We start from the raw sequence: 17966 nt of genomic DNA on the forward strand, positions 1-17966 counted from the left end.
GGCCCTTGTGCCGCGCCCGCACCGCGTTACCATCGTCCAAAATACTGGAGAGGCGAACGATATGCGGCATATCGCGATCATCGGTTCGGGCCCGGCGGGCTATTATACGGCGGAAGCCTGCCAGAAGCAGTTCGGCGACCAGGTGAGCATCGACATCATCGATCGTCTGCCCGTGCCCTACGGCCTCATCCGGTTCGGCGTCGCGCCGGATCACCAGTCGATCAAGGCGGTATCCCAGCGCTACGAGCAGGTATCGCTCAACCCCAATGTCCGGTTCGTCGGCAACATCACCGTCGGCGGCGAGGTGACGGTGGCGGAGCTGATCGCCCTCTATGACGCCGTGATCCTCGCCACCGGCGCACCCGTCGATCGCCCGCTCGGCATCCTCGGCGGCGACCTGCCCGGCGTCATCGGGTCGGCAGCCTTCGTCGGCTGGTATAACGGCCATCCCGATTTCGCCGGGCTCAACCCGCCACTCGACTGCGAGGGCGCGGTGGTGATCGGCAACGGCAATGTCGCGCTGGACGTGACGCGCATCCTCGCCAAGGCGCCGGCCGAGTTCGTCGGGTCGGATATCGTCGCCCACGCCTTCGAGGCGCTGGGCAATTCGGCCATCCGCAGGGTGACGATGGTGGGCCGCCGCGGCCCGCACGAAATGCAGATGACGCCCAAGGAGCTGGGCGAGCTCGGCCACCTCCAGCGCGCCGTGCCGCATGTCGACCCCGCCGATCTGCCGCCCGTGGAGGCCGATGCCGCGCTCGAGCCGGGCCAGCGCAAGGCGATGGGCCATCTGCGCGGCTTCGTCTCGCTCGCCCAGGACAAGGAGGTCGCGATCGACTTCGATTTCTTCGCCAAGCCGGTCGCGATCGAGGGCGACGGCCGCGTCGAGCGCCTGATCGTCGAGCGCACCCGGCCGATCGGCGACGGGCAGGTGGAAGGCACGGGCGAAACCTATGCGATTCCGTGCGGGCTGGTCGTATCCTGCATCGGCTATCGCACGCCGCCCATTCCCGGCGTGCCCTATGACGAGAGCGCCGGGCGATTCGCCAACAGCGAGGGCCGCGTGCCCGTGGACGGCGGCAACCTCTACGCCGTCGGCTGGGCCAGGCGGGGGCCCACCGGCACGATCGGCACGAATCGTCCCGATGGCTACAAGATCGCCGAGGAGATCGCCGCCGATCATCCCGCCCCCGCCAACAAGGCCGGCGGCAAGGGGCTGGACGCGCTGCTGGCCGAGCGCGGGGCGGACAAGGTGAGCTTCGCCGACTGGCAGAAAATCGAGGCGGCGGAGACCGCGCGCGCCCGCGACGGAGCCCCGCGCGAAAAATTCGTGGTGGTTGCGGACATGCTGGCTGCACGAGGCGCTTGAAAGCCGGAAAAATCCCCCCTATAGGCGCCCGACTTGGCAAGCAGTCGCGCCTTCCCGAGAGGCACAAAACAGCGATTGCACTCCGCGTCGGGGAGTAGCTCAGCCTGGTAGAGCACTGTCTTCGGGAGGCAGGGGCCGGAGGTTCGAATCCTCTCTCCCCGACCATTAATTTCAATAGCTTCGGTGGAAAACGGGCAGGCCTTCGGGCCGGGCCCGTCCGAGTTATGTCCGCGTTACGCCGATCCGCCCGATAACGAGAAAGCCCCCGCACCGGCTGGACCCGGGGCGAGGGCTGAAACTGGCTACCGTGCGGGCGGCCTCGATCTGGATAGCACAGCCGCCGCCGCCAGCCAACGCATTCGGCGCCCGATCCTCTCGCTGAGGTTCGGGGCATGAGCATTCGTATCATGTCGGCAGTGTGGGGCCTGAAGCTGGGTGACAGCGACAAGCTGGTACTGCTCGCGCTCGCCGATCAGGCGAACGACGATGGCGTCTGCTGGCCCTCCATGGCTTCGCTCGCGGCAAAGTGCAGCAAGTCGGATCGGACGGTTCAGGCGGCCATCAAGTCGCTTGTGGACGCCGGCCACCTTTCCCGCGTCGAGCGGCCGGGAAAAGGGGTCCGCTATACCGTCCACCCCCGAAGCGATTTCACCCCCGAAGCGGCTTCACCCCCGAAGGGAACGACGTCCACCCCCGAAGCGGCTTCGGACAAACCATCAAGAACCATCACTCTTTCTCAGAAGACTTCGTCTTCTTCGAAAGCGCGCGCGAAGAAATCGGCTGTTGAGCCGTTCGCGGTTCCTGACTGGGTTCCTGCCGATGCCTGGAATGGCTGGCTGGAGATGCGGCGGCAGGAGGGCAAGCGCCCGACTCCCCGGGCCCTCGAACTTGCGATCGAGGAACTGAGAAAGCTGGCGGACGCAGGCCACCCGCCCGGTGCGGTGCTCGACCAATCGACACTCCGCCAGTGGACTGGCCTCTTCCCGATCAAGGACAATCGCAATGAGCAACATCACCAATCTTTCGGATCGTCGTCCCACCGCCCTCAGCACGGAAGCGAGGGAGTGGGGAAAACAGTGCATGCGGCAAATCGCGCGATCGCCAGCCTTTCTGGCTCTGAAGGCGGGTGACGAGGCGACGGCAGCGGAAGCGGCGCGTGGCATGCGTTCCGAGATCGTGGACGCCTGGCGTGTGGCTGACGAGGCCATGCGGCCGACACCACCGGCAACGATCATCGCCAAGTTGACGCACGTTCTGGCGCTGTGTGCGGGCGTGGGCATGAGTGCCGACGATCGGGGCGAGTGGCTGGCGGCGGCTGCAACGGCGCTCGATGGCATCCCGCCGGATCTGCTCGCCATCGGCATCGAGGCTGCGCGCCGGACTGCGGATCACCCGAGCAAGATCGTGCCGGCCATCAACGCGGCCATTGGCGTGTATTGGACTGACAGGCGCGACGAATTGCGGATGTGCACGCGGCTGGGTGCGCTCACGAAGGCCGATGCCGTCGGGATTGCCGATACCATTGGCGCCAGCGGCGATGGTATCCACCCGAGCGAGGTTGCCGAAACCAACCGCCTGATGCGCAAGCTGGGCCTGCGGCAGCGCTACCGGCCGGATGGCGCCGGCTACCAGTTGGAGCGCGGCCGGCCCGACCCGGCCGGCGATGCTCAGCCCGGCGATGCGCCCATGCCGGCGGATACCGAGGTGCGGCGGCATGAGGGGCCGGCCCGCAATCCGACGATCAACGATTACGTGGCCTTGGGCGTGGACCGGGAAACGGCCGCGCGGTTCGTGGCGGAGCGCGCCGGCAAGCACGGGACCAATCACGATGGCTGATTGGCCGTACAACACGGCGGCATGGAAGCGGCTGCGGCTTGCCCACCTCACGCGCTTCCCGATGTGCGAGGAATGCGAGCGCGTGGGCCGGCTGGTGCCTGCCAACACCGTGGACCATCGCCATGCGATCAGCGACGGCGGCGCGCCCTTCCCGGGGCACGATGGCCTCGCCAGCTACTGCCCGTCCTGCCACGGCGCGAAGACGGCGCGCGGATCGGAGGCCGGCGCGATCCGTTCGAGCAAGCCCCGCAAGGGATGCAACCCGGACGGCACCCCGCTCGACCCCGCGCACCCGTGGCACGGAAAATCGCTCAGGGCTGGGGCTGTAAGACCGACACCCGAGACAAATACTCAATTAGTTTCGGGGGATCGCGGCCGGCATGGGTAAGAGGGGGCCGGGTGCTGGTCGGCTGCGCGCGGCGGCGCGGCGACCGGGGGCCAATCGCGTGCGCCATCCATGGTCCAAGCGGGGCATGCCGCCGGAGGAACAGGTGCTCGCCTTCCTCCGTTCGCTACCGATCGTCTCGGGCCTGAAGGCGGGCGAGAAAATGGAGCTGCTCGAATTTCAGGAGCGGTTCGTGCGCGCCGTCTATGGCCCGGCGGACGATGAGGGCCGCCGGCTGGTGCGGCTGGCCGCGCTGTCCGTCGGTCGCGGCAACGGCAAGTCGGCGCTGCTCGCCGGCCTGTCGCTCGCCCACCTGCTCGGGCCGATGGCCGAGCCGCACGGCGAATGCTACGCGGCTGCTCTCGATCGCGAACAAGCGGGCGTGCTCTACCGCATGGTCCGGGGGTATATCGAGGAAACCCCGTGGATGGCGGCGGCGGTGAATATCCGCGACTGGCACAAGTCGATCGAGGTGGAGACCACCCGTTCGACCTGGACGGCGCTCACGTCGGACGCCCGCAAGGCGCACGGCCTGGCGCCGTCGTTCTGGATCGCCGACGAGGTGGCGCAATGGCGCTCACGTGAGCTGTGGGACAACCTCGCGACCGGCATGGGCAAGCGCAAGCATGCGCTTGGCGTGACGATCTCGACTCAGGCCGCCGACGACCTCCATTTCTTTTCGGAGATGCTGGACGCGGATCCGGACCCGTCGATCTATGTCCAGCTTCACGCGGCGGCCAAGGAATGCGCGCTCGACGATCGCGAGGCATGGGCGGCTGCGAACCCGGCCCTGGGGGCCTTCCGTGACGAACGTGAATTTGAGCTGGCGTCCGAACGGGCATCGCGCATGCCGTCGTTCGAGCCTGCGTTCCGGCTGCTCTACCTCAACCAGAGGATCGCGGCCGAGGGCCGATTCCTGAACCCGCTGGACTGGGATGCCAATGGCGACCCGTTCGACCCAGCGGAGTTGGAGGGCAAGCGTTGCTATGGCGGGCTGGACCTGTCGAGCACGCGCGACCTGACCGCGCTGGCGCTGTGGTTTCCCGACGAGGGCAAGTTGCTCGCCTGGCACTTCGTGCCGGCGGACACGCTCAGGGAGAGGGTGGAGAGGGACCGGGTGCCCTATGACCGCTGGGCGGCGGAGGGATGGATGGAAACCACCGTTGGCCGCGCGACCGATCGAACCGCCGTGGCCCGGCGGCTGGCCGACATTCGGCAGATGTACGACGTGCAGGGCATCGCCTTCGATCGCTGGCGGTTCGAGGATTTGGGCAAGCTGTTATCGGACGAGGGAATCGAACTGCCGCTGAAAGAGTTCGTGCCGGGGTTCAAATCCTACGCCCCGGCCGTGGATGCGTTCGAGCGCGCGGTGCTGGAAAAGCGCATGCAGCACAATGGATCGCCAATCCTCCGCTGGCAGGCCGGCAACGTAATTGTGGAGAAAGACCCGGCCGGCAACCGCAAGCCCACCAAGGCCAAGAGCCGCGACAAGATCGACGGCATCGTTTCCGCGATCATGGCGTGCGGGCTGGCCGCGACGGATGAGGGACCGGCGGTGTACCGGGGCGCGGGATTGGTGTGGATTTAGACCCGCAGCACACCCCGTTTTGCATAGACTGACTGTGGATGATTGCCAGGCCGATTCGCGCTGACGAAGCTCGGGCTGCCGGTATTGAAGATATACTCGTGGCCGGTTCCGTCGTGGCACTTCAAGAGGGGCGCCTCATAAGCAAGAACGGTGTAAACCGTGGTCCCTTCCTCTTCGCCTATGCCGGTAGCAATCTCATATTTCTCGCCGACTTCAAACATCTTCACCTCTCATTTTCAACATGGCGCGATCGTAGTCGCCCTTATAGAAAGTGGCTCCGTTGTGGCCGCCATCTATGCTGAATACAATCCGCTGGGCGAGTTCATCTTCCAAGCCGAGCTTGCGCGCCACTTCATTCGTACCGACACCATAGATTGCGTCGTCGGGCTCGCCGGCAAGCAGATTGTTGATGTAATTTTCCACGCTTGCCGCCGCGTCGTTGTAGTCACGCTGCTTGCGCCTTCTGGCGTCATTTGCGCCTCGATAGACGTCGCGCGGGACACTTATCGGGTACTGTTTCACCGGAATTTCTCCGCGAGAATGAGGCGGATCGCTTCCGGCCGGCTGGGCTTGGGATCGGGTTGAGCCCCGATCCATGCATCAAGGGCGCCTAGCTGGTCTGGTTGAATGCGGACGGTAACGGGCAATCCCTTGCCAGTCGGTGCAGGACCACGCCGTTTTCGTGACGGCAGAGTTTCTTGACCAGCCGATTTAACCATGCCATCACAGTAGCGAGCCGAACGCGAGGCTGCAACCTCACGTCCGGCTCTAACCGCAACCACCTGCCTAGAGGTGCTTATGGCTATTCACGCCCCTATCACGGGCGCGCTGTCGTGCGCGACCGTAGTTTCCGATTATCCCGCCGATTTCTGGCGGACCCTCGTCAATCTGGATCGGCTTCGGCTGGAAGGTGTGATCGAAATGGCGATCAGCCTGCTTGACGCGGATGACGGCGACCCGGATCTGGAACCCAACGGCGATGAACTGGATGGGACTGGCGGCGAAGACGATTTTTGCAATCATTCGGCTTACATGTCCGGCCCCGGCTGCCCGATCGCGGATCCGGATGTTGGGATCGACGACGTCCCACGTGATCGGGAAGCACCGCTGCGCCCCAAATATGGGATCGACCAGTCGGCCGGGCCGATCAACGAGGTGCAAGCTGCCCGCGAGTGGCAGGAGGCTCAACGGAGGCGATACGCGATCGGCTGAGGCGGCGCTGTTGTGATACGTACTCGCGAGAGTATTTTTGTTGACGCAGGGGTGCGGCAAGTGCAAAACGAACTCATTGGAGATCGTTTTATGAACCAGCTGACCGTACCCCGCGTTCGTTTCCGCCACGCTGCGGCGGCTGTCGGCGTTACGAAAAAGACGCTGCGCAATTGGCTGGTTCGCGGCCAAGTCCAGATTGAAACCGAGTCGGAAGGCTGGAACGAGTTCTCGCTGATTGACCTTGCCGAACTGACCCTCACGGCCGAGCTTGTAAGGTATGGGGTTGGTATCCTTCCGGCCTCAATGGCGGCCCGCAGCCAAATCTCCCTGTCCACGCACCTGCTCGCGTCTTACAAGAACACACCCGCACAGGCGTTCATGTTCGCATTCCGGGGCGCGCGGCTTTTCATGCAGTCGCCGAGAGCGGGGCTAACGCATTTCAAACACGCGCGGGATAACGAAGGTGCGCCGGCCGATTGGGCGGGTGCGAGCCTTCTGACCATCGATATTCAAACGCTTATTGAAGAGATGCTCGATCGACTTGCCGCCGCCATGGGCGCGGACGATGGCGCCGACGAGGGCGACGAGTAATGCTCGCTTCCTCCATTATTTCACGAATTGCGCGCGTGCTCCTGGGGGTGGCCCTGTTCTGGGCGCCCCTCGGCGCGTTCGCGCAACAATCGCCCACGCTGGGAAGCGTCGGCTGTCTCCGTGCCGGGGCTCAGTGCCCCGGCCAGATAGAGGATATCGCATGAAGACGAGTGATCTGATCGAACAGCGGGCGGCGATCGTCGCTCGCATGACCGACGCCCACCAGGCGGATAACGGCGAAGCCTTTACCGCCGCCGAAACCGAGTTGCGCGCACTGGACGCCAAGATTGGCCGCGCCCGCGCGATCGACGACGCGGAGCGCAATGAGCCGGGCCGGCCGATCAACGGCGACGGCCGGCTCGACGGCGAGATCCGTTCGCGCTTCAACGTGTCGCGGGCGCTCGCCGGCGCGGCCGGCCTTGCCGTCGATTGGGGTTTCGAGCGCGAGGTGCAGGGCGAGCTTGCCAAGCGCGCCGGCCGTTCGGCCGAAGGCATTTTCATCCCGACCGAGGTTTTCGAAACCCGCGTGCTGACCACCGCGACCGGGACCGAGCTGGTGCCGACCGAGCACCGCCCGGATCAGTATATCTCCGCGCTGGTCGCCTCGTCCGTCGTGCGTGGACTGGGTGCCCGGGTGCTGTCGGGCCTTGTCGGCAATCTCAGCATCCCGCGCGAGACGGATAGCCCGGCGATCGGATGGGTTGCGGAGAATACCGCGCTGACCGCCGACGACGCCAATTTCGACGCGGTGACGCTCTCCCCCAAGCATGCCGGCGCGCTCAGCGAGTGGAGCCGCAACATGCTGTTGCAGGCCAGCCCCGACGTGGAGGCTCTGCTGCGCCAGATGCTCGCCCGCAACCTCGCGCTGGCGATCGACAAGGCTGCGATCCAGGGCGGCGGCGCCAATGAGCCCAAGGGCGTGCTCGCCACCGCCGGCATCGCGACGCAGGCCTATGCGACCGATCTTTTCACCACCACGGCCGAGATGATCGCCAAGGCGGACATTGCGAATGTCGGCATGCCGCGTCGCAGCTTCCTGACGACCAACCTCATCAAGAAGATCTGCTCGCTGGAGCTGGACGCGAACAAGCTGCCCGTGGGCATCCCGCCGATCTTCCACAATGAGGCGGTGACGTTCTCCAACCAGGTGCCGACCAACCTCGGCGGCGGCGACGAGCACGGCCTGATCTATGCCGACTGGTCCGAGCTGCTGATCGGTATCTGGTCGGAAATCGACATTCTCGTGAATCCGTTCGAAAGCACGGCCTACAGCAAGGGCAATGTCTCCATCCGCGCCATGGCGACGGTGGACAGCGCCGTGCGTCACCCGGCCGCGTTCGTGTCGGCCACGGGCGTCGAAACCACCAGCGTGGGCATCGCCTGATGGTGGCCGGGGGCGATATGGAGCGGCGGGCCTTCACCGAGGTTCGCACGGCCGGGCGGCGTATCGAGGGATATGCCGCCACCTTCGGCACGGTGGCCAATCTCGGCCGCTTCACCGAAACCATTGCCCCCGGCGCCTTTCGCGAGGCGCTGGCCGGCGACGTGCTGGCCATGCTCGACCATGATCCCGGCAAGGTGCTGGGGCGGACCCGTTCGGGCACGCTGCGCCTGTCGGAAGATAGTCGCGGCCTCGCTTTCTCGCTCGACCTGCCCGACACGCAAGCCGGCCGCGACGTGCTCGCGCTGGCCGATCGCGGCGACCTGGGGGGCATGTCCTTTGGCTTCACGGTGCCCAAGGGCGGTGAGGCGTGGCAGGGCAATCGCCGCTCGCTCAACCGCGTGGGCTTGCGCGAAATCTCGATCGTGCAGGCGTGGCCGGCTTATCCCGACACGGAAATCGCCCTGCGCTCGCTCACGGCCGGCGCGGAGGCCAACCGCCGCGCGCGCCGGCTCATTCTCGCGGAGCTTGGCGCATGGGCATGATCGAACGCTTTGCCGCATGGGCCGGCTATGAAAAGCGCGCGGGCGATGATCCGAGCTGGGCGGCGCTCGCCCCCGGCATCGGCGCCATGGCCGGCATGTCGGCGCGCGCCGCTGAGAACCTGTCCGCCGTGCTCGCTTGCACGGGCGTTATCGCCAGTTCGCTCGCCTCGATCCCGGCGCTGATCTATCGCCGCGAGGGCGATGGCCGGACGGAGGTTTCGGGCCACCCGCTCGCCCGCATCACCCGCGAAGGCGTCACGGCCGCGATGACGTGGCCCGAGTTCATCGAGCATCTGGTCGCCTCGACGCTGCTAACCGGCAATGGCCTGGCAGAGATCCTGCGTGGACCGGGCGGTGAGCTTTCCGGCCTGCGCCATATCCCTTGGGGGATGGTAACTGTGGCCGAGCTATCGAGCGGCCGGCTGGCCTATGACGTAAGCGACGGCCGGGGCCGTACTTGGCGCCTGCTGGCCGGTGAGGTGATCCACCTTCGCGACCGGACGGATGATGGCCTGATCGGCCGCTCGCGTCTCAGTCGCGCCGGCGATGCCTTGGCCGGTGCGATGGCCGCGAACGATTTTGCGCGTAGCTTCCTCAACAATGGCGCGCAGCCGAGCGGCGTGCTCGAAATGCCGGGCGTGCTGACGGCGGATCAATTCACGCGGCTGCGCACGCAGATGGCTGAACGCCATGCCGGCGCCAAGAAGGCCGGCAATGTGATGATCCTCGACGGCGGCGCGCAGTGGAAGGCGTCGCAAATTTCGCCCGAGGATGCCGAGCTGCTTGAAAGCCGCAAGTTCGCGGTCGAGGAGATTTGCCGCATCTATCAGGTGCCGCCGCCACTTGTGCAGGACTACAGCCACAACACCTTCACCAACTCCGAAACGGCTGGCCGCTGGTTCGCCATGTTCACGCTCGCCCCGTGGGCGCGCAAGATCGAGGCCGAGTTCGCGCGCAGCGTTTTCCCGGCCGGTAGTGGCCTCGAAATGGAGCTGGACCTGTCGGGCTTCCTGCGCGGCGATCCGGCGACGCGGTGGAATGCCCACAAGATCGCGATCGACGCGGGCGTGCTCGACGCGGACGAGGTGCGCCAGGTGGAGGGGTGGAACCCCCGCACCAAGCAGGACAAGCAGGAGGTGCCGGCCTGATGCTCGCCACGTTCATCGCCGCTGGCGTGATCCCGACCGCCCCCGCGCCGGTTACGGCCGATCTGGTCACGCTGGCCGAGGCCAAGGAATATTGCCGGATCGACGGCGCAGCCGCATATGAGGACGCAACCTTGTCGATCCTGATCGCTGCGGCATCGGGCACGGTGCGCGATTACGCCGCCGGCTGGGACGGAACGGGCGAGGTTCCCGCGCGCCTGAAGCTGGCCGCCCTTGAGCTTATCGCCGCCCATTTCGACACCCGTGGCGATGTGCCCGACGTGCACCTTGAGCGCATCCTTGGGCCGTATCGGGAGCACAACGTCTGATGGCCCGGTTGATGACAGCGGAACAGGTGGCCAGCGAGTTCGGGCTTCCCTCTGCGCGCACTGTTCGGACCATGCGCGCGGACGGCCTCGCTGCCGTCCGGCTGGGGAAGGCCTATCTCTTTGACGTGGATGACGTGCAGGCGTTCATACAGAGCCGGAAGGAAACCAAATGCCGCGACCGAATCGAGGTCCATATCTCGCCTTCGTCCGGGATCGGGGCCGCTGGTACATCCAATGGAGCGAAGCTGGCCGCACCCGGCAGCACAGCACAGGCACTGACGATAGCGCAGCGGCTCAAATCGCACTCGCCCAGTTCATCCAGGAAAGGGAGCGCGCCACTCGACCCGCCGGGCCGCGTGATCCCTCTCAATTCTCGATCGACGAAGCGCTGACGCTCTACGGGACCGAACATGCACCGCACGCCGCAGATCCCCAGCGGATTGGCTACGCTATCGCGGCGCTTGCTCCGTTTTGGGCCGGCCGGGCAGTCGGCGACGTGACGCGCGAGACGTGCCGCGCCTATGCCCGTGAGCGCGGCAAAGCGCCCGGCACGATCCGGCGCGAACTGGCGACGCTGCGCGCGGCGATCAACTATGCCAAGGATGAAGGCCGGATCACTTACGCGCCCACTGTCCATCTTCCGCCCAAACCGGAAGGTAAGGACAGGTGGCTTCGCCGTTCGGAGGCCGCCGCGTTGCTCAATGCCGCCCGCAATGGGCACGCGACCACTCGCCCCTATCTGCCGCTGTTCATCCTGATTGCGCTTTATACAGGCGCCCGGAAGGGAGCGATATTGGAGCTCCGCTGGCCTCAGGTGGATCTTGTGGCCGGCCGTATCGACTTCAATCCGCCCGGCCGGCAGCGCACGTCCAAGGGACGCGCACATTTGCCGATCCCGCGCCGGCTGTTGACGTTCCTTCGCCTGGCGCGCCGGCGCGGCACCGACTTGGGTTGGGTGATCCACAAGGACGGCGCGCCGCTCGACAACATGAAGCGCGCTTTCAACACCGCATGCGCCGATGCGGGCTTGGACGACGTGACGCCGCACACCTTACGGCACACATGCGGGACGTGGCTGGCGCAGGCGGGCGTGCCTCTCGACAAAATTGGCGGCTGGCTCGGGCATTCGGACGCGCGCACGACGCAGCTCTACGCCCACCACCATCCCGATTTCATGGAAGAAGCTCGCAACGCCGTCGATCGGCGGAGAGCGTGAGCGTGTCCGAGTTATGTCCGCGCTACGTGCGTCAGTTCATGTCATGTTCCCGGCAACAAAGCCGGAACACGCTGGAAAAAATGAGGAAAAACATGGTGCCACGTGTTTTCGGGAGGCAGGGGCCGGAGGTTCGAATCCTCTCTCCCCGACCATTCATCCTGTCCGTCGTCAGCGGTAGCCGGCCTCCTTGGCCGGCGCCGGACGCACTGAGCGGGCCGCTTGCCCCGAATGGATCGGGGGCCTTCCAATCTTACGATGATCTTTCGAATGGCGCGGTCGCCGGATCGCCCCGCCCCTGCGCTGCGCGCGGCATCGTCCGCCCCTCGATCCAGTGCGGCTCGCCCAGCGGAATTCGAGCCAGCTTCGTCATCCACCGACGAATCGACTTCTGGCCGGTCTCGGCGTCGCGCGTCAGCCTCGATTCCTTCTGCACCCGCGAAGGCGTCTGAGCCGATTTCACCTCGACATATAGCGGATGGGCTCTGATGCGCTCGGTGAGCTGGCGGGCACAGGCCCGACCGGACGATATTTCCTCGCCCGGCGCCTCCCGCACTGGTTGAACGCGAGAGCGCGGCTGTCAGGAGATCACTGCCAATTTCGGATCGGTCGAAATATCACGGGAGGCATCGGTTCGGCGGGCGGCCGATAGTGATTGCGTGTCTGGAGGCAATATTTGCCGTGAAGGATGCCGAGGTAGCGGTTCCGAAGGGGAGGCTGGACCAAAATTTCCGCAGCGATCCCCGGCCATGAAGCAGACGGTATTCGATGATCTGACATGAAATTGAGCAATCCAGGAGATACCAAGTCCTCCGGGATCGTTACTGGTGCTGCGGTGATTTTTAAGCTTTAGCCAATGACTTGGCCGTGATAGTCGACCTCAATTCCTGGAGGCCCTCATGACTCGCACTCCGTACGCAACTGTCGCCGCGCAAACCCCAGGCGCTGACAACAACTGGTTTCGCGCGCACCCCTACGATCCGCCGTTTCTGCATGTCCTTTCCGCGGAAGACCATGACATCCTAATCGCCTGGCTTCGCCAGACAAGCGAACAGTGGCCAAATTCAGGCGCCTCCAGCATCGATACAATTACAATGCTTACCGGTCTGATGATGTCGTCGGGCATCAAGCGCGTTGTCCAATGTGGGCACTATGTCGGGTTTTCGACGCTCTTGTTGGGCATGATCGCCCGCCGTATGGGGATAGGAACGAAGCTCTACACGGTAGATATTGATCCGAAGTCGAGCGCCTATACTTCGAGTTGGCTGGAACGAGCGGAACTGTCAGACATAGTCCAAGTCGCGGTCCGCGACTCATCAGATCCGATCTGCGCTAAGGAAGCTGCGGCTTTTCTCGGAGGAGCGCCGCAGCTTGTATATATCGACAGCTCCCACCAATATGACCATACTCGGCAGGAACTGGAACTATGGTGGGAAGCCCTTCCCCCCGGCGGCTTGCTTGTGATGGACGACGTGTCGGGCCTGTCGGCTGACTTCGATCGGACGAAGAAGGGTGGCTCGCATCGCGCCGCAATGGAGTTCCGCAGCCACACGGCCCCGAATGCCGTGATCCTAAACAGCACCCATTACCTGGAAAACAAACACCCCACCGTATTTCGGGGAGTTTGCGGCCTGGGACTGTTTCAGAAGCCCTATCCCTTCGGGGGTTAGCGCGACCCACGAAAGCAATGGAGCCACGGGGCGATTGGAACGAAGTCCGTGGGTTCGCCGCCTCGCTGTTGTCCGATCAAGCTATCGCCGGAAATCCTCGCGGATGTAATCCATCGGCCGATGGGCGGATAACGGAGCCGCGTGCCGGCGGCCGGCCGGTCAGCGGTCGTGCGGGTTCTTCGGCGCGGGGGTGCCGGGGGCGCTGGTGGAAAGGATGCAGGGCTTGATCGCGCTTGGCCGGGGCCGTTCGCCCCTGGCTTCATACATCGCCATATAGCCGCCGGCCGACGGCATGGTCAGCCGGCCGACGCGGGCATAGCCGACGGCCGCCATCTCGCAATCGAGCAGCGCGGGCGGCGTGCCATGTTCGGCGGTGGGGCGATTCGAATCGACCACGACGACGCGGCCGCCGGGGCGGAGCGCGGGGCGCATCCGCCAGAGGAACTCATAGGGCGCGCCGATCTCGTGATACATGTGCACCAGGAAGATCCGGTCGAAGCTCGCCTCCGGCAGCTTGGGATCGGCGGGCTCGCCCAGCTTGACGCTGACATTGTCGATCGCCTCGCGATTGACGCGCTCGGCCAGCCTGTCGCGCACCTCGGGCACGATATCTTCCGCCAGCACGCGGCCGTCCTCGCCGACGCGGGAGGCGAGGCGGATGGTGTAATAGCCCTCGCCCGCGCCGATATCCGCCACCGTCATGCCGCGCACGACGCCGGAGCGCGTCATGACATTATCGGCCTCGCGCAGGCGATCGCGATCATCCTCGTTCGAGTAGCGGTTGGAGACGATCGGCGCCACCGGGCGATGGGCGGCGGGAAAATCGCTGCTCTTCACCTCGGCATCGCTGCCGGGCGCCGCCGGCGTGCAGGCCGCCAGCGCGCCCAGCAGCAATATGGCCGGCGCCCTCAGCCTCACTCGACGTCCTCTACCTCGACCTTCTCGCCGGTCACGCGCTGGGAAAGGGCGGCGGCCATGAACGGATCGAGATCGCCATCGAGCACGTCCGACGGCGAGGTGGAGGTGACGCCGGTGCGCAGATCCTTCACCAGCTGATAGGGCTGGAGCACGTAGGACCGGATCTGGTGGCCCCAGCCGATATCGGTCTTCGCCTCATAGCCGGCGCTCGCCTCCGCCTCGCGGCGCTGCAATTCCTGCTCGTAGAGGCGCGCCTTGAGCTGCTTCATCGCCTCGGCCCGGTTCTTGTGCTGCGAACGCTGGTTCTGGCAGGCGACGATGATGCCGGTGGGGATGTGGGTGATGCGCACCGCCGAATCGGTGGTGTTGACGTGCTGGCCGCCGGCGCCGGACGATCGGTAGGTGTCGATCTTCAGGTCCTTGTCCAGCACCTCGATATCGATGTCGTCATCCACCTCGGGATAGACCCAGACGGAGGCGAAGCTGGTGTGGCGGCGCGCCGCCGAATCATAGGGGCTGATGCGGACGAGGCGGTGGACGCCGCTTTCCGTCTTGGCGTGGCCATAGGCGTTCTCGCCGCGGATCATCAGCGTGGCGGACTTGATGCCCGCCTGCTCGCCCGCATGATAGTCGATCAGCTCCACCTTCATGCCGTGGCGTTCGGCCCAGCGCGCATACATGCGCTGCAGCATGCCGGCCCAATCCTGGCTCTCGGTGCCGCCGGCCCCGGCATTCACCTCGATATAGGCATTGTTGGCATCGGCCTCGCCGGCCAGCAGCGCCTGCACCTTGTCCCGCTCGGCCCGTTCGGCGAGTGCGGCCAGCGTGGCGACGCCTTCGTCGACCATCGCATCGTCGCCTTCGGCCTCGGCCATCTCCATCAGCTCGATCGTGTCGGAAAGCTCCGTCTCGATCGCGCGGGTGGCGGTGATCGCCTCGTCCAGCCGGCGGCGTTCGCGCATCACCTCCTGCGCGGCCTTGGGGTCGTCCCACAGCTTCGGGTCCTCGACGCGGTTGTTCAGCTCATCGAGGCGGCGCAGCGCGCGGTCCCAATCCAGGAACCGGCGCAGCAGCGCGAGCGCATCGTTGATCTGGTCGGCATAGGCTTGCGCTTCGGCGCGCATCGTCAAGGCTCCTGAACATGGTCTGTCGCCCCGGCGCCGGCCGGGGCAATCCCGCGGCGGCGTGGCGGGACAATGCGGTGGCCCGGCCCGCGCCGGGCGGAAGCATCGGCTGGCGGGTTAATAGATGCCGCCCTCTCTTTGCAAGAAATCGCTGTCGCCGCTGCGCTGCGCGGGCCGCGCGGCATCCGCCTGCTTGGCGATCTCCTCACGCCTTATGGTGCGGCGCGGCTCGCTTTCGGGCTTGAAGGCTTCCCAGATGATCGCCGCCTTGGGATCGGTGCCCGGCCAGCCGGCGAAGACCTTGCGGCCGGACTTGCGATCGATCCGCACCATGCGGATGCCCGGCGGCGCGCGGAAGGGCACGACCGGCATGTCCTTCATCGCCACCTGCGCGAACTGCTTGAAGATCGGCGCGGCGACGGTGCCGCCCTGGGCATAGCCGCCCAGCGAGCGCGGCTGATCGTAGCCGAGATAGACGCCGGCGACGAGATCGGCCGATCCGCCCACGAACCATACGTTGGTGGGGCCAGTGGAGGTGCCCGTCTTGCCGAACAGCGGGCGGCCGAGATCGCGCAGGATGGTGGCGGTGCCGCGCTGGACCACGCCTTCCAGGATATGCACGGTCTGATAGGCCGTCATCGCATCCATCACCTGGCGGCCGCGCGGGCGCGGGCGCGGCATCGAGCCGCCGTTCCAGTCCTTGGCGTTGCAGCCCTCGCACGGCCGGGTATCGGCGCGCCAGATCGTCTTGCCGTTGCGGTCCTGGATATAGTCGATCAGCGTCGGCTTCAGCTCGCGGCCGTTATTGGCCAGCATCGCATAGGCGTTGGTGAGCTTCAGCACCGTCGTGTCGCCGGCGCCGAGCGAGATGGCGAGCACGGCGGGATAATCGCCGATGCCCATCGCCTTAGCGGTCTTCACCACCTTGTCCATGCCGGTCTGGCTGGCGGCGCGCACCGTCATCAGGTTGCGCGACTGCTCGACACCCCAGCGCATCGTCTGCGGGCCGGCATTGCCGCCGGAGAAGTTGCGGAAGCATTTCTGCCCGAGCCTGGCCGACTGGTAGACGCAGAAGGGACCATCGACGATGATCGAGGCCGGTGTCATGCCATTGTCCAGCGCGGCGGCGTAGACGAAGGGCTTGAAGCTCGATCCCGGCTGGCGCTGCGCCTGGGTCGCGCGGTTGAAGGAGGAACCGCGCGCATCGAACCCGCCCTGCATGGCCAGCACGCGGCCATTATGCGGGTCTTCCGCCACGAAGCCGCCGGAAACCGCGGGGATGTTGCGCAGGCCGAAGGCGCCGCCTTCCCGCTTCACCACGATCACGTCGCCCGGCGCCAGAAAATCGAAGGCGCGGCCACCGACGCCGCGCTTCGGCATGGCGGCGGCGGCGGCGTAGAGCGTGCCGGTCGATCCGTCCGCAAGGCCGATCTCGGCGCTGCCGGCGCCCTTCGCCAGCACCACGGCGGCCAGCCAGTCGGCATAGCCCGTGCCGACATTGGCGGCGGCCAGCCGCGCGGGCCAGCCATCGCCCGGATCGATCTTCTTGACCGGGCCGCTCCAGCCCTTGCCGCGATCGTAGCGAACGAGGCCGTCGCGCAGCGCGGTTTCCGCCGCCCCCTGCACCCTGGGATCGATCGAGGTGCGCACCCAGAGGCCGCCCGAATAGACGCTGTGGGGGCCGTCCTTGGCGGCCTCGCCATAACGCTCGATCAGCTCGCGGCGCACTTCCTCCATGAAATAGCCGCCGATGTCGCGGCGGACCACGGCGGCGCGGTGGATGGTGCCGAGCGGCGCGGCGCTGGCGGCGGCGCGCTGCGCCTCGTCGATCCAGCCATTCGCCTTCATCTGCGCCAGCACATAATCGCGCCGTTCCAGCGCGCGGGCGGCGAAGCGATCGGGGTTATAATTGGCCGGGGCCTTGGGCAGGATGGCCAGATAGGCCATTTCCGGCAGCGACAGCTGATCGACGTCCTTGTCGAAATAAGCGCGCGCGGCGGACTGGACGCCATAGGCGTTCCGCCCGAGGAAGATCTGGTTGAGGTAAAGCTCCAGGATCTGCTGCTTGGTCATCGCATGCTCGATCCGGCGGGCGAGGATCATCTCCTTGATCTTGCGGGTCGGCGAATATTCGTCGCCGATCAGCAGGTTCTTGGCGACCTGCTGGGTGATGGTCGATCCGCCGCGCGCCCGCTCGCCCGATCCGAGCTTGGAGACATAATCGATCACCGCGCCGGCAAGGCCGGTCAGGTCGACGCCGCTGTGCGAGAAGAAGGTCTTGTCCTCCGCCGCCAGGAAGGCGTGGACCAGCATCGGCGGATATTCGTCATAGGCCAGCTCCACCCGCCGCTCGCGCGCGAAGCTGTGGACCGGCATGCCGTCGATATCGCGCACATTGGTGGGGAGCGGCGGCTCATAGGCGAGAAGCTGGTCCGCATCGGGCAGGTCGCGCGCGAAGACCAGCCATACCGCCAGCCACAGCACCAGCAGCCCGCCCGCCGCATAGGCCGCCCAGCGGACGATTCGGCGCTGCCACAACGCGCGCAGCGCCGGCCCGAGGCCGTCGCCCGCACGCCTGAGCTTCATGTGCAGATTCTCCGGCGGCGCATCTTCCATCGCCCCGCCATCTAGCAGGTTGAGGCCGCTTTGCCAGCCATCAG

The 17966-nt window shown here is 66.0% G+C and carries 17 protein-coding genes, 1 tRNA gene and 1 pseudogene; 14 read left to right on the top strand and 5 right to left on the bottom strand.

The features are described 5' to 3' along the window. Positions 1-61: 61 nt before the first annotated feature. The 5 genes from G432_RS09340 to G432_RS09360 all read left to right on the top strand — a co-directional run bounded on the left by G432_RS09340 (position 62) and on the right by G432_RS09360 (position 5178). Positions 62-1369, top strand: coding sequence for an FAD-dependent oxidoreductase (locus G432_RS09340; RefSeq protein ID WP_015458577.1), 1308 nt, complete (start codon positions 62-64; stop codon positions 1367-1369). A gap of 88 nt (positions 1370-1457) precedes the next feature. Then, a tRNA-Pro gene (locus G432_RS09345) sits at positions 1458-1534 on the top strand. Between the two features lie 227 nt (positions 1535-1761). Beyond that, positions 1762-2499 carry a helix-turn-helix domain-containing protein gene (locus tag G432_RS22530; RefSeq protein ID WP_015458578.1) on the top strand — a complete coding sequence of 246 codons (738 nt, stop codon included), beginning with the start codon at positions 1762-1764 and terminating at the stop codon, positions 2497-2499. A 698-nt stretch (positions 2500-3197) separates the two neighbouring features. Further along, positions 3198-3593 carry an HNH endonuclease signature motif containing protein gene (locus G432_RS22535; protein WP_015458580.1) on the top strand — a complete coding sequence of 132 codons (396 nt, stop codon included), beginning with the start codon at positions 3198-3200 and terminating at the stop codon, positions 3591-3593. A 160-nt stretch (positions 3594-3753) separates the two neighbouring features. Beyond that, positions 3754-5178: a terminase large subunit gene (locus G432_RS09360; RefSeq protein ID WP_236626882.1), complete on the top strand. Its 1425-nt coding sequence runs from the start codon at positions 3754-3756 to the stop codon at positions 5176-5178. Here G432_RS09360 and G432_RS09365 read toward each other — a convergent pair. Beyond that, complete coding sequence (locus G432_RS09365; protein ID WP_015458582.1) at positions 5175-5399, bottom strand: hypothetical protein; 225 nt, start codon at positions 5397-5399, stop codon at positions 5175-5177. The genes G432_RS09360 and G432_RS09365 overlap by 4 nt on opposite strands. Next, entirely contained in the window at positions 5392-5700 is a 309-nt protein-coding gene (locus G432_RS22540; RefSeq protein WP_084673637.1) for a hypothetical protein, read from the bottom strand. Before G432_RS22540 ends, G432_RS09365 begins: the two co-directional genes overlap by 8 nt. A gap of 276 nt (positions 5701-5976) precedes the next feature. Between G432_RS22540 and G432_RS22115 the strand changes: the two genes are divergently transcribed. From G432_RS22115 to G432_RS09415, 9 genes and pseudogenes are all read left to right on the top strand, one after another. After that, the gene (locus G432_RS22115) at positions 5977-6390 is read left to right on the top strand and encodes a hypothetical protein (protein WP_015458584.1); all 414 of its coding nucleotides are present in this window, start codon (positions 5977-5979) and stop codon (positions 6388-6390) included. Positions 6391-6480: 90 nt separating this feature from the next. Further along, positions 6481-6981: a MerR family transcriptional regulator gene (locus G432_RS09380; protein WP_015458585.1), complete on the top strand. Its 501-nt coding sequence runs from the start codon at positions 6481-6483 to the stop codon at positions 6979-6981. A 160-nt stretch (positions 6982-7141) separates the two neighbouring features. Next, complete coding sequence (locus G432_RS09385) at positions 7142-8365, top strand: phage major capsid protein (RefSeq protein WP_015458586.1); 1224 nt, start codon at positions 7142-7144, stop codon at positions 8363-8365. Next, positions 8365-8907: an HK97 family phage prohead protease gene (locus tag G432_RS09390; protein ID WP_015458587.1), complete on the top strand. Its 543-nt coding sequence runs from the start codon at positions 8365-8367 to the stop codon at positions 8905-8907. The genes G432_RS09385 and G432_RS09390 overlap by 1 nt, the downstream gene beginning before the upstream one ends. Beyond that, on the top strand, positions 8898-10055 hold the full coding sequence (locus G432_RS09395) for a phage portal protein (RefSeq protein WP_015458588.1): 1158 nt from the start codon (positions 8898-8900) through the stop codon (positions 10053-10055). The genes G432_RS09390 and G432_RS09395 overlap by 10 nt, the downstream gene beginning before the upstream one ends. After that, a complete protein-coding gene (locus G432_RS09400) occupies positions 10055-10381 on the top strand; it encodes a head-tail connector protein (RefSeq protein ID WP_015458589.1) in 327 nt (108 codons plus the stop codon). Before G432_RS09395 ends, G432_RS09400 begins: the two co-directional genes overlap by 1 nt. Before the next feature lie 11 nt (positions 10382-10392). Next, a pseudogene (locus G432_RS24430) lies at positions 10393-10527 on the top strand (hypothetical protein); the annotation flags it as partial. A gap of 23 nt (positions 10528-10550) precedes the next feature. Continuing rightward, entirely contained in the window at positions 10551-11597 is a 1047-nt protein-coding gene (locus tag G432_RS09405) for a tyrosine-type recombinase/integrase (RefSeq protein WP_041864861.1), read from the top strand. An 896-nt stretch (positions 11598-12493) separates the two neighbouring features. After that, complete coding sequence (locus tag G432_RS09415) at positions 12494-13264, top strand: class I SAM-dependent methyltransferase (RefSeq protein WP_084673639.1); 771 nt, start codon at positions 12494-12496, stop codon at positions 13262-13264. A gap of 159 nt (positions 13265-13423) precedes the next feature. Here the strand turns inward: G432_RS09415 and G432_RS09420 are convergent, their stop codons facing one another. The 3 genes from G432_RS09420 to G432_RS09430 form a co-directional block, all read right to left on the bottom strand. Continuing rightward, complete coding sequence (locus G432_RS09420; RefSeq protein ID WP_015458594.1) at positions 13424-14182, bottom strand: class I SAM-dependent methyltransferase; 759 nt, start codon at positions 14180-14182, stop codon at positions 13424-13426. After that, a complete protein-coding gene (prfB, locus tag G432_RS09425) occupies positions 14179-15306 on the bottom strand; it encodes a peptide chain release factor 2 (protein ID WP_041864863.1) in 1128 nt (375 codons plus the stop codon). Before prfB ends, G432_RS09420 begins: the two co-directional genes overlap by 4 nt. 117 nt (positions 15307-15423) lie before the next feature. Next, the gene (locus G432_RS09430; protein WP_015458596.1) at positions 15424-17922 is read right to left on the bottom strand and encodes a penicillin-binding protein 1A; all 2499 of its coding nucleotides are present in this window, start codon (positions 17920-17922) and stop codon (positions 15424-15426) included. Positions 17923-17966: the final 44 nt, after the last annotated feature.

The sequence above is a fragment of the Sphingomonas sp. MM-1 genome, from assembly GCF_000347675.2.
Classification (GTDB): Bacteria; Pseudomonadota; Alphaproteobacteria; order Sphingomonadales; family Sphingomonadaceae; genus Sphingomonas_E; species Sphingomonas_E fennica.

What these genes read in the sequence shown, in the direction of transcription:
- G432_RS09430 (WP_015458596.1), bottom strand. Translation starts at nt 17,922, where the DNA reads ATGGAAGATGCGCCGCCGGAGAATCTGCACATGAAGCTCAGGCGTGCG.
- G432_RS09340 (WP_015458577.1), top strand. Translation starts at nt 62, where the DNA reads ATGCGGCATATCGCGATCATCGGTTCGGGCCCGGCGGGCTATTATACG.
- G432_RS09360 (WP_236626882.1), top strand. Translation starts at nt 3,754, where the DNA reads ATGGAGCTGCTCGAATTTCAGGAGCGGTTCGTGCGCGCCGTCTATGGC.
- G432_RS09395 (WP_015458588.1), top strand. Translation starts at nt 8,898, where the DNA reads ATGGGCATGATCGAACGCTTTGCCGCATGGGCCGGCTATGAAAAGCGC.
- G432_RS09400 (WP_015458589.1), top strand. Translation starts at nt 10,055, where the DNA reads ATGCTCGCCACGTTCATCGCCGCTGGCGTGATCCCGACCGCCCCCGCG.
- G432_RS22530 (WP_015458578.1), top strand. Translation starts at nt 1,762, where the DNA reads ATGAGCATTCGTATCATGTCGGCAGTGTGGGGCCTGAAGCTGGGTGAC.
- G432_RS09415 (WP_084673639.1), top strand. Translation starts at nt 12,494, where the DNA reads ATGACTCGCACTCCGTACGCAACTGTCGCCGCGCAAACCCCAGGCGCT.
- G432_RS09385 (WP_015458586.1), top strand. Translation starts at nt 7,142, where the DNA reads ATGAAGACGAGTGATCTGATCGAACAGCGGGCGGCGATCGTCGCTCGC.
- prfB (WP_041864863.1), bottom strand. Translation starts at nt 15,306, where the DNA reads ATGCGCGCCGAAGCGCAAGCCTATGCCGACCAGATCAACGATGCGCTC.
- G432_RS09405 (WP_041864861.1), top strand. Translation starts at nt 10,551, where the DNA reads ATGCCGCGACCGAATCGAGGTCCATATCTCGCCTTCGTCCGGGATCGG.
- G432_RS22535 (WP_015458580.1), top strand. Translation starts at nt 3,198, where the DNA reads ATGGCTGATTGGCCGTACAACACGGCGGCATGGAAGCGGCTGCGGCTT.
- G432_RS09365 (WP_015458582.1), bottom strand. Translation starts at nt 5,399, where the DNA reads ATGTTTGAAGTCGGCGAGAAATATGAGATTGCTACCGGCATAGGCGAA.
- G432_RS22115 (WP_015458584.1), top strand. Translation starts at nt 5,977, where the DNA reads ATGGCTATTCACGCCCCTATCACGGGCGCGCTGTCGTGCGCGACCGTA.
- G432_RS09390 (WP_015458587.1), top strand. Translation starts at nt 8,365, where the DNA reads ATGGTGGCCGGGGGCGATATGGAGCGGCGGGCCTTCACCGAGGTTCGC.
- G432_RS09380 (WP_015458585.1), top strand. Translation starts at nt 6,481, where the DNA reads ATGAACCAGCTGACCGTACCCCGCGTTCGTTTCCGCCACGCTGCGGCG.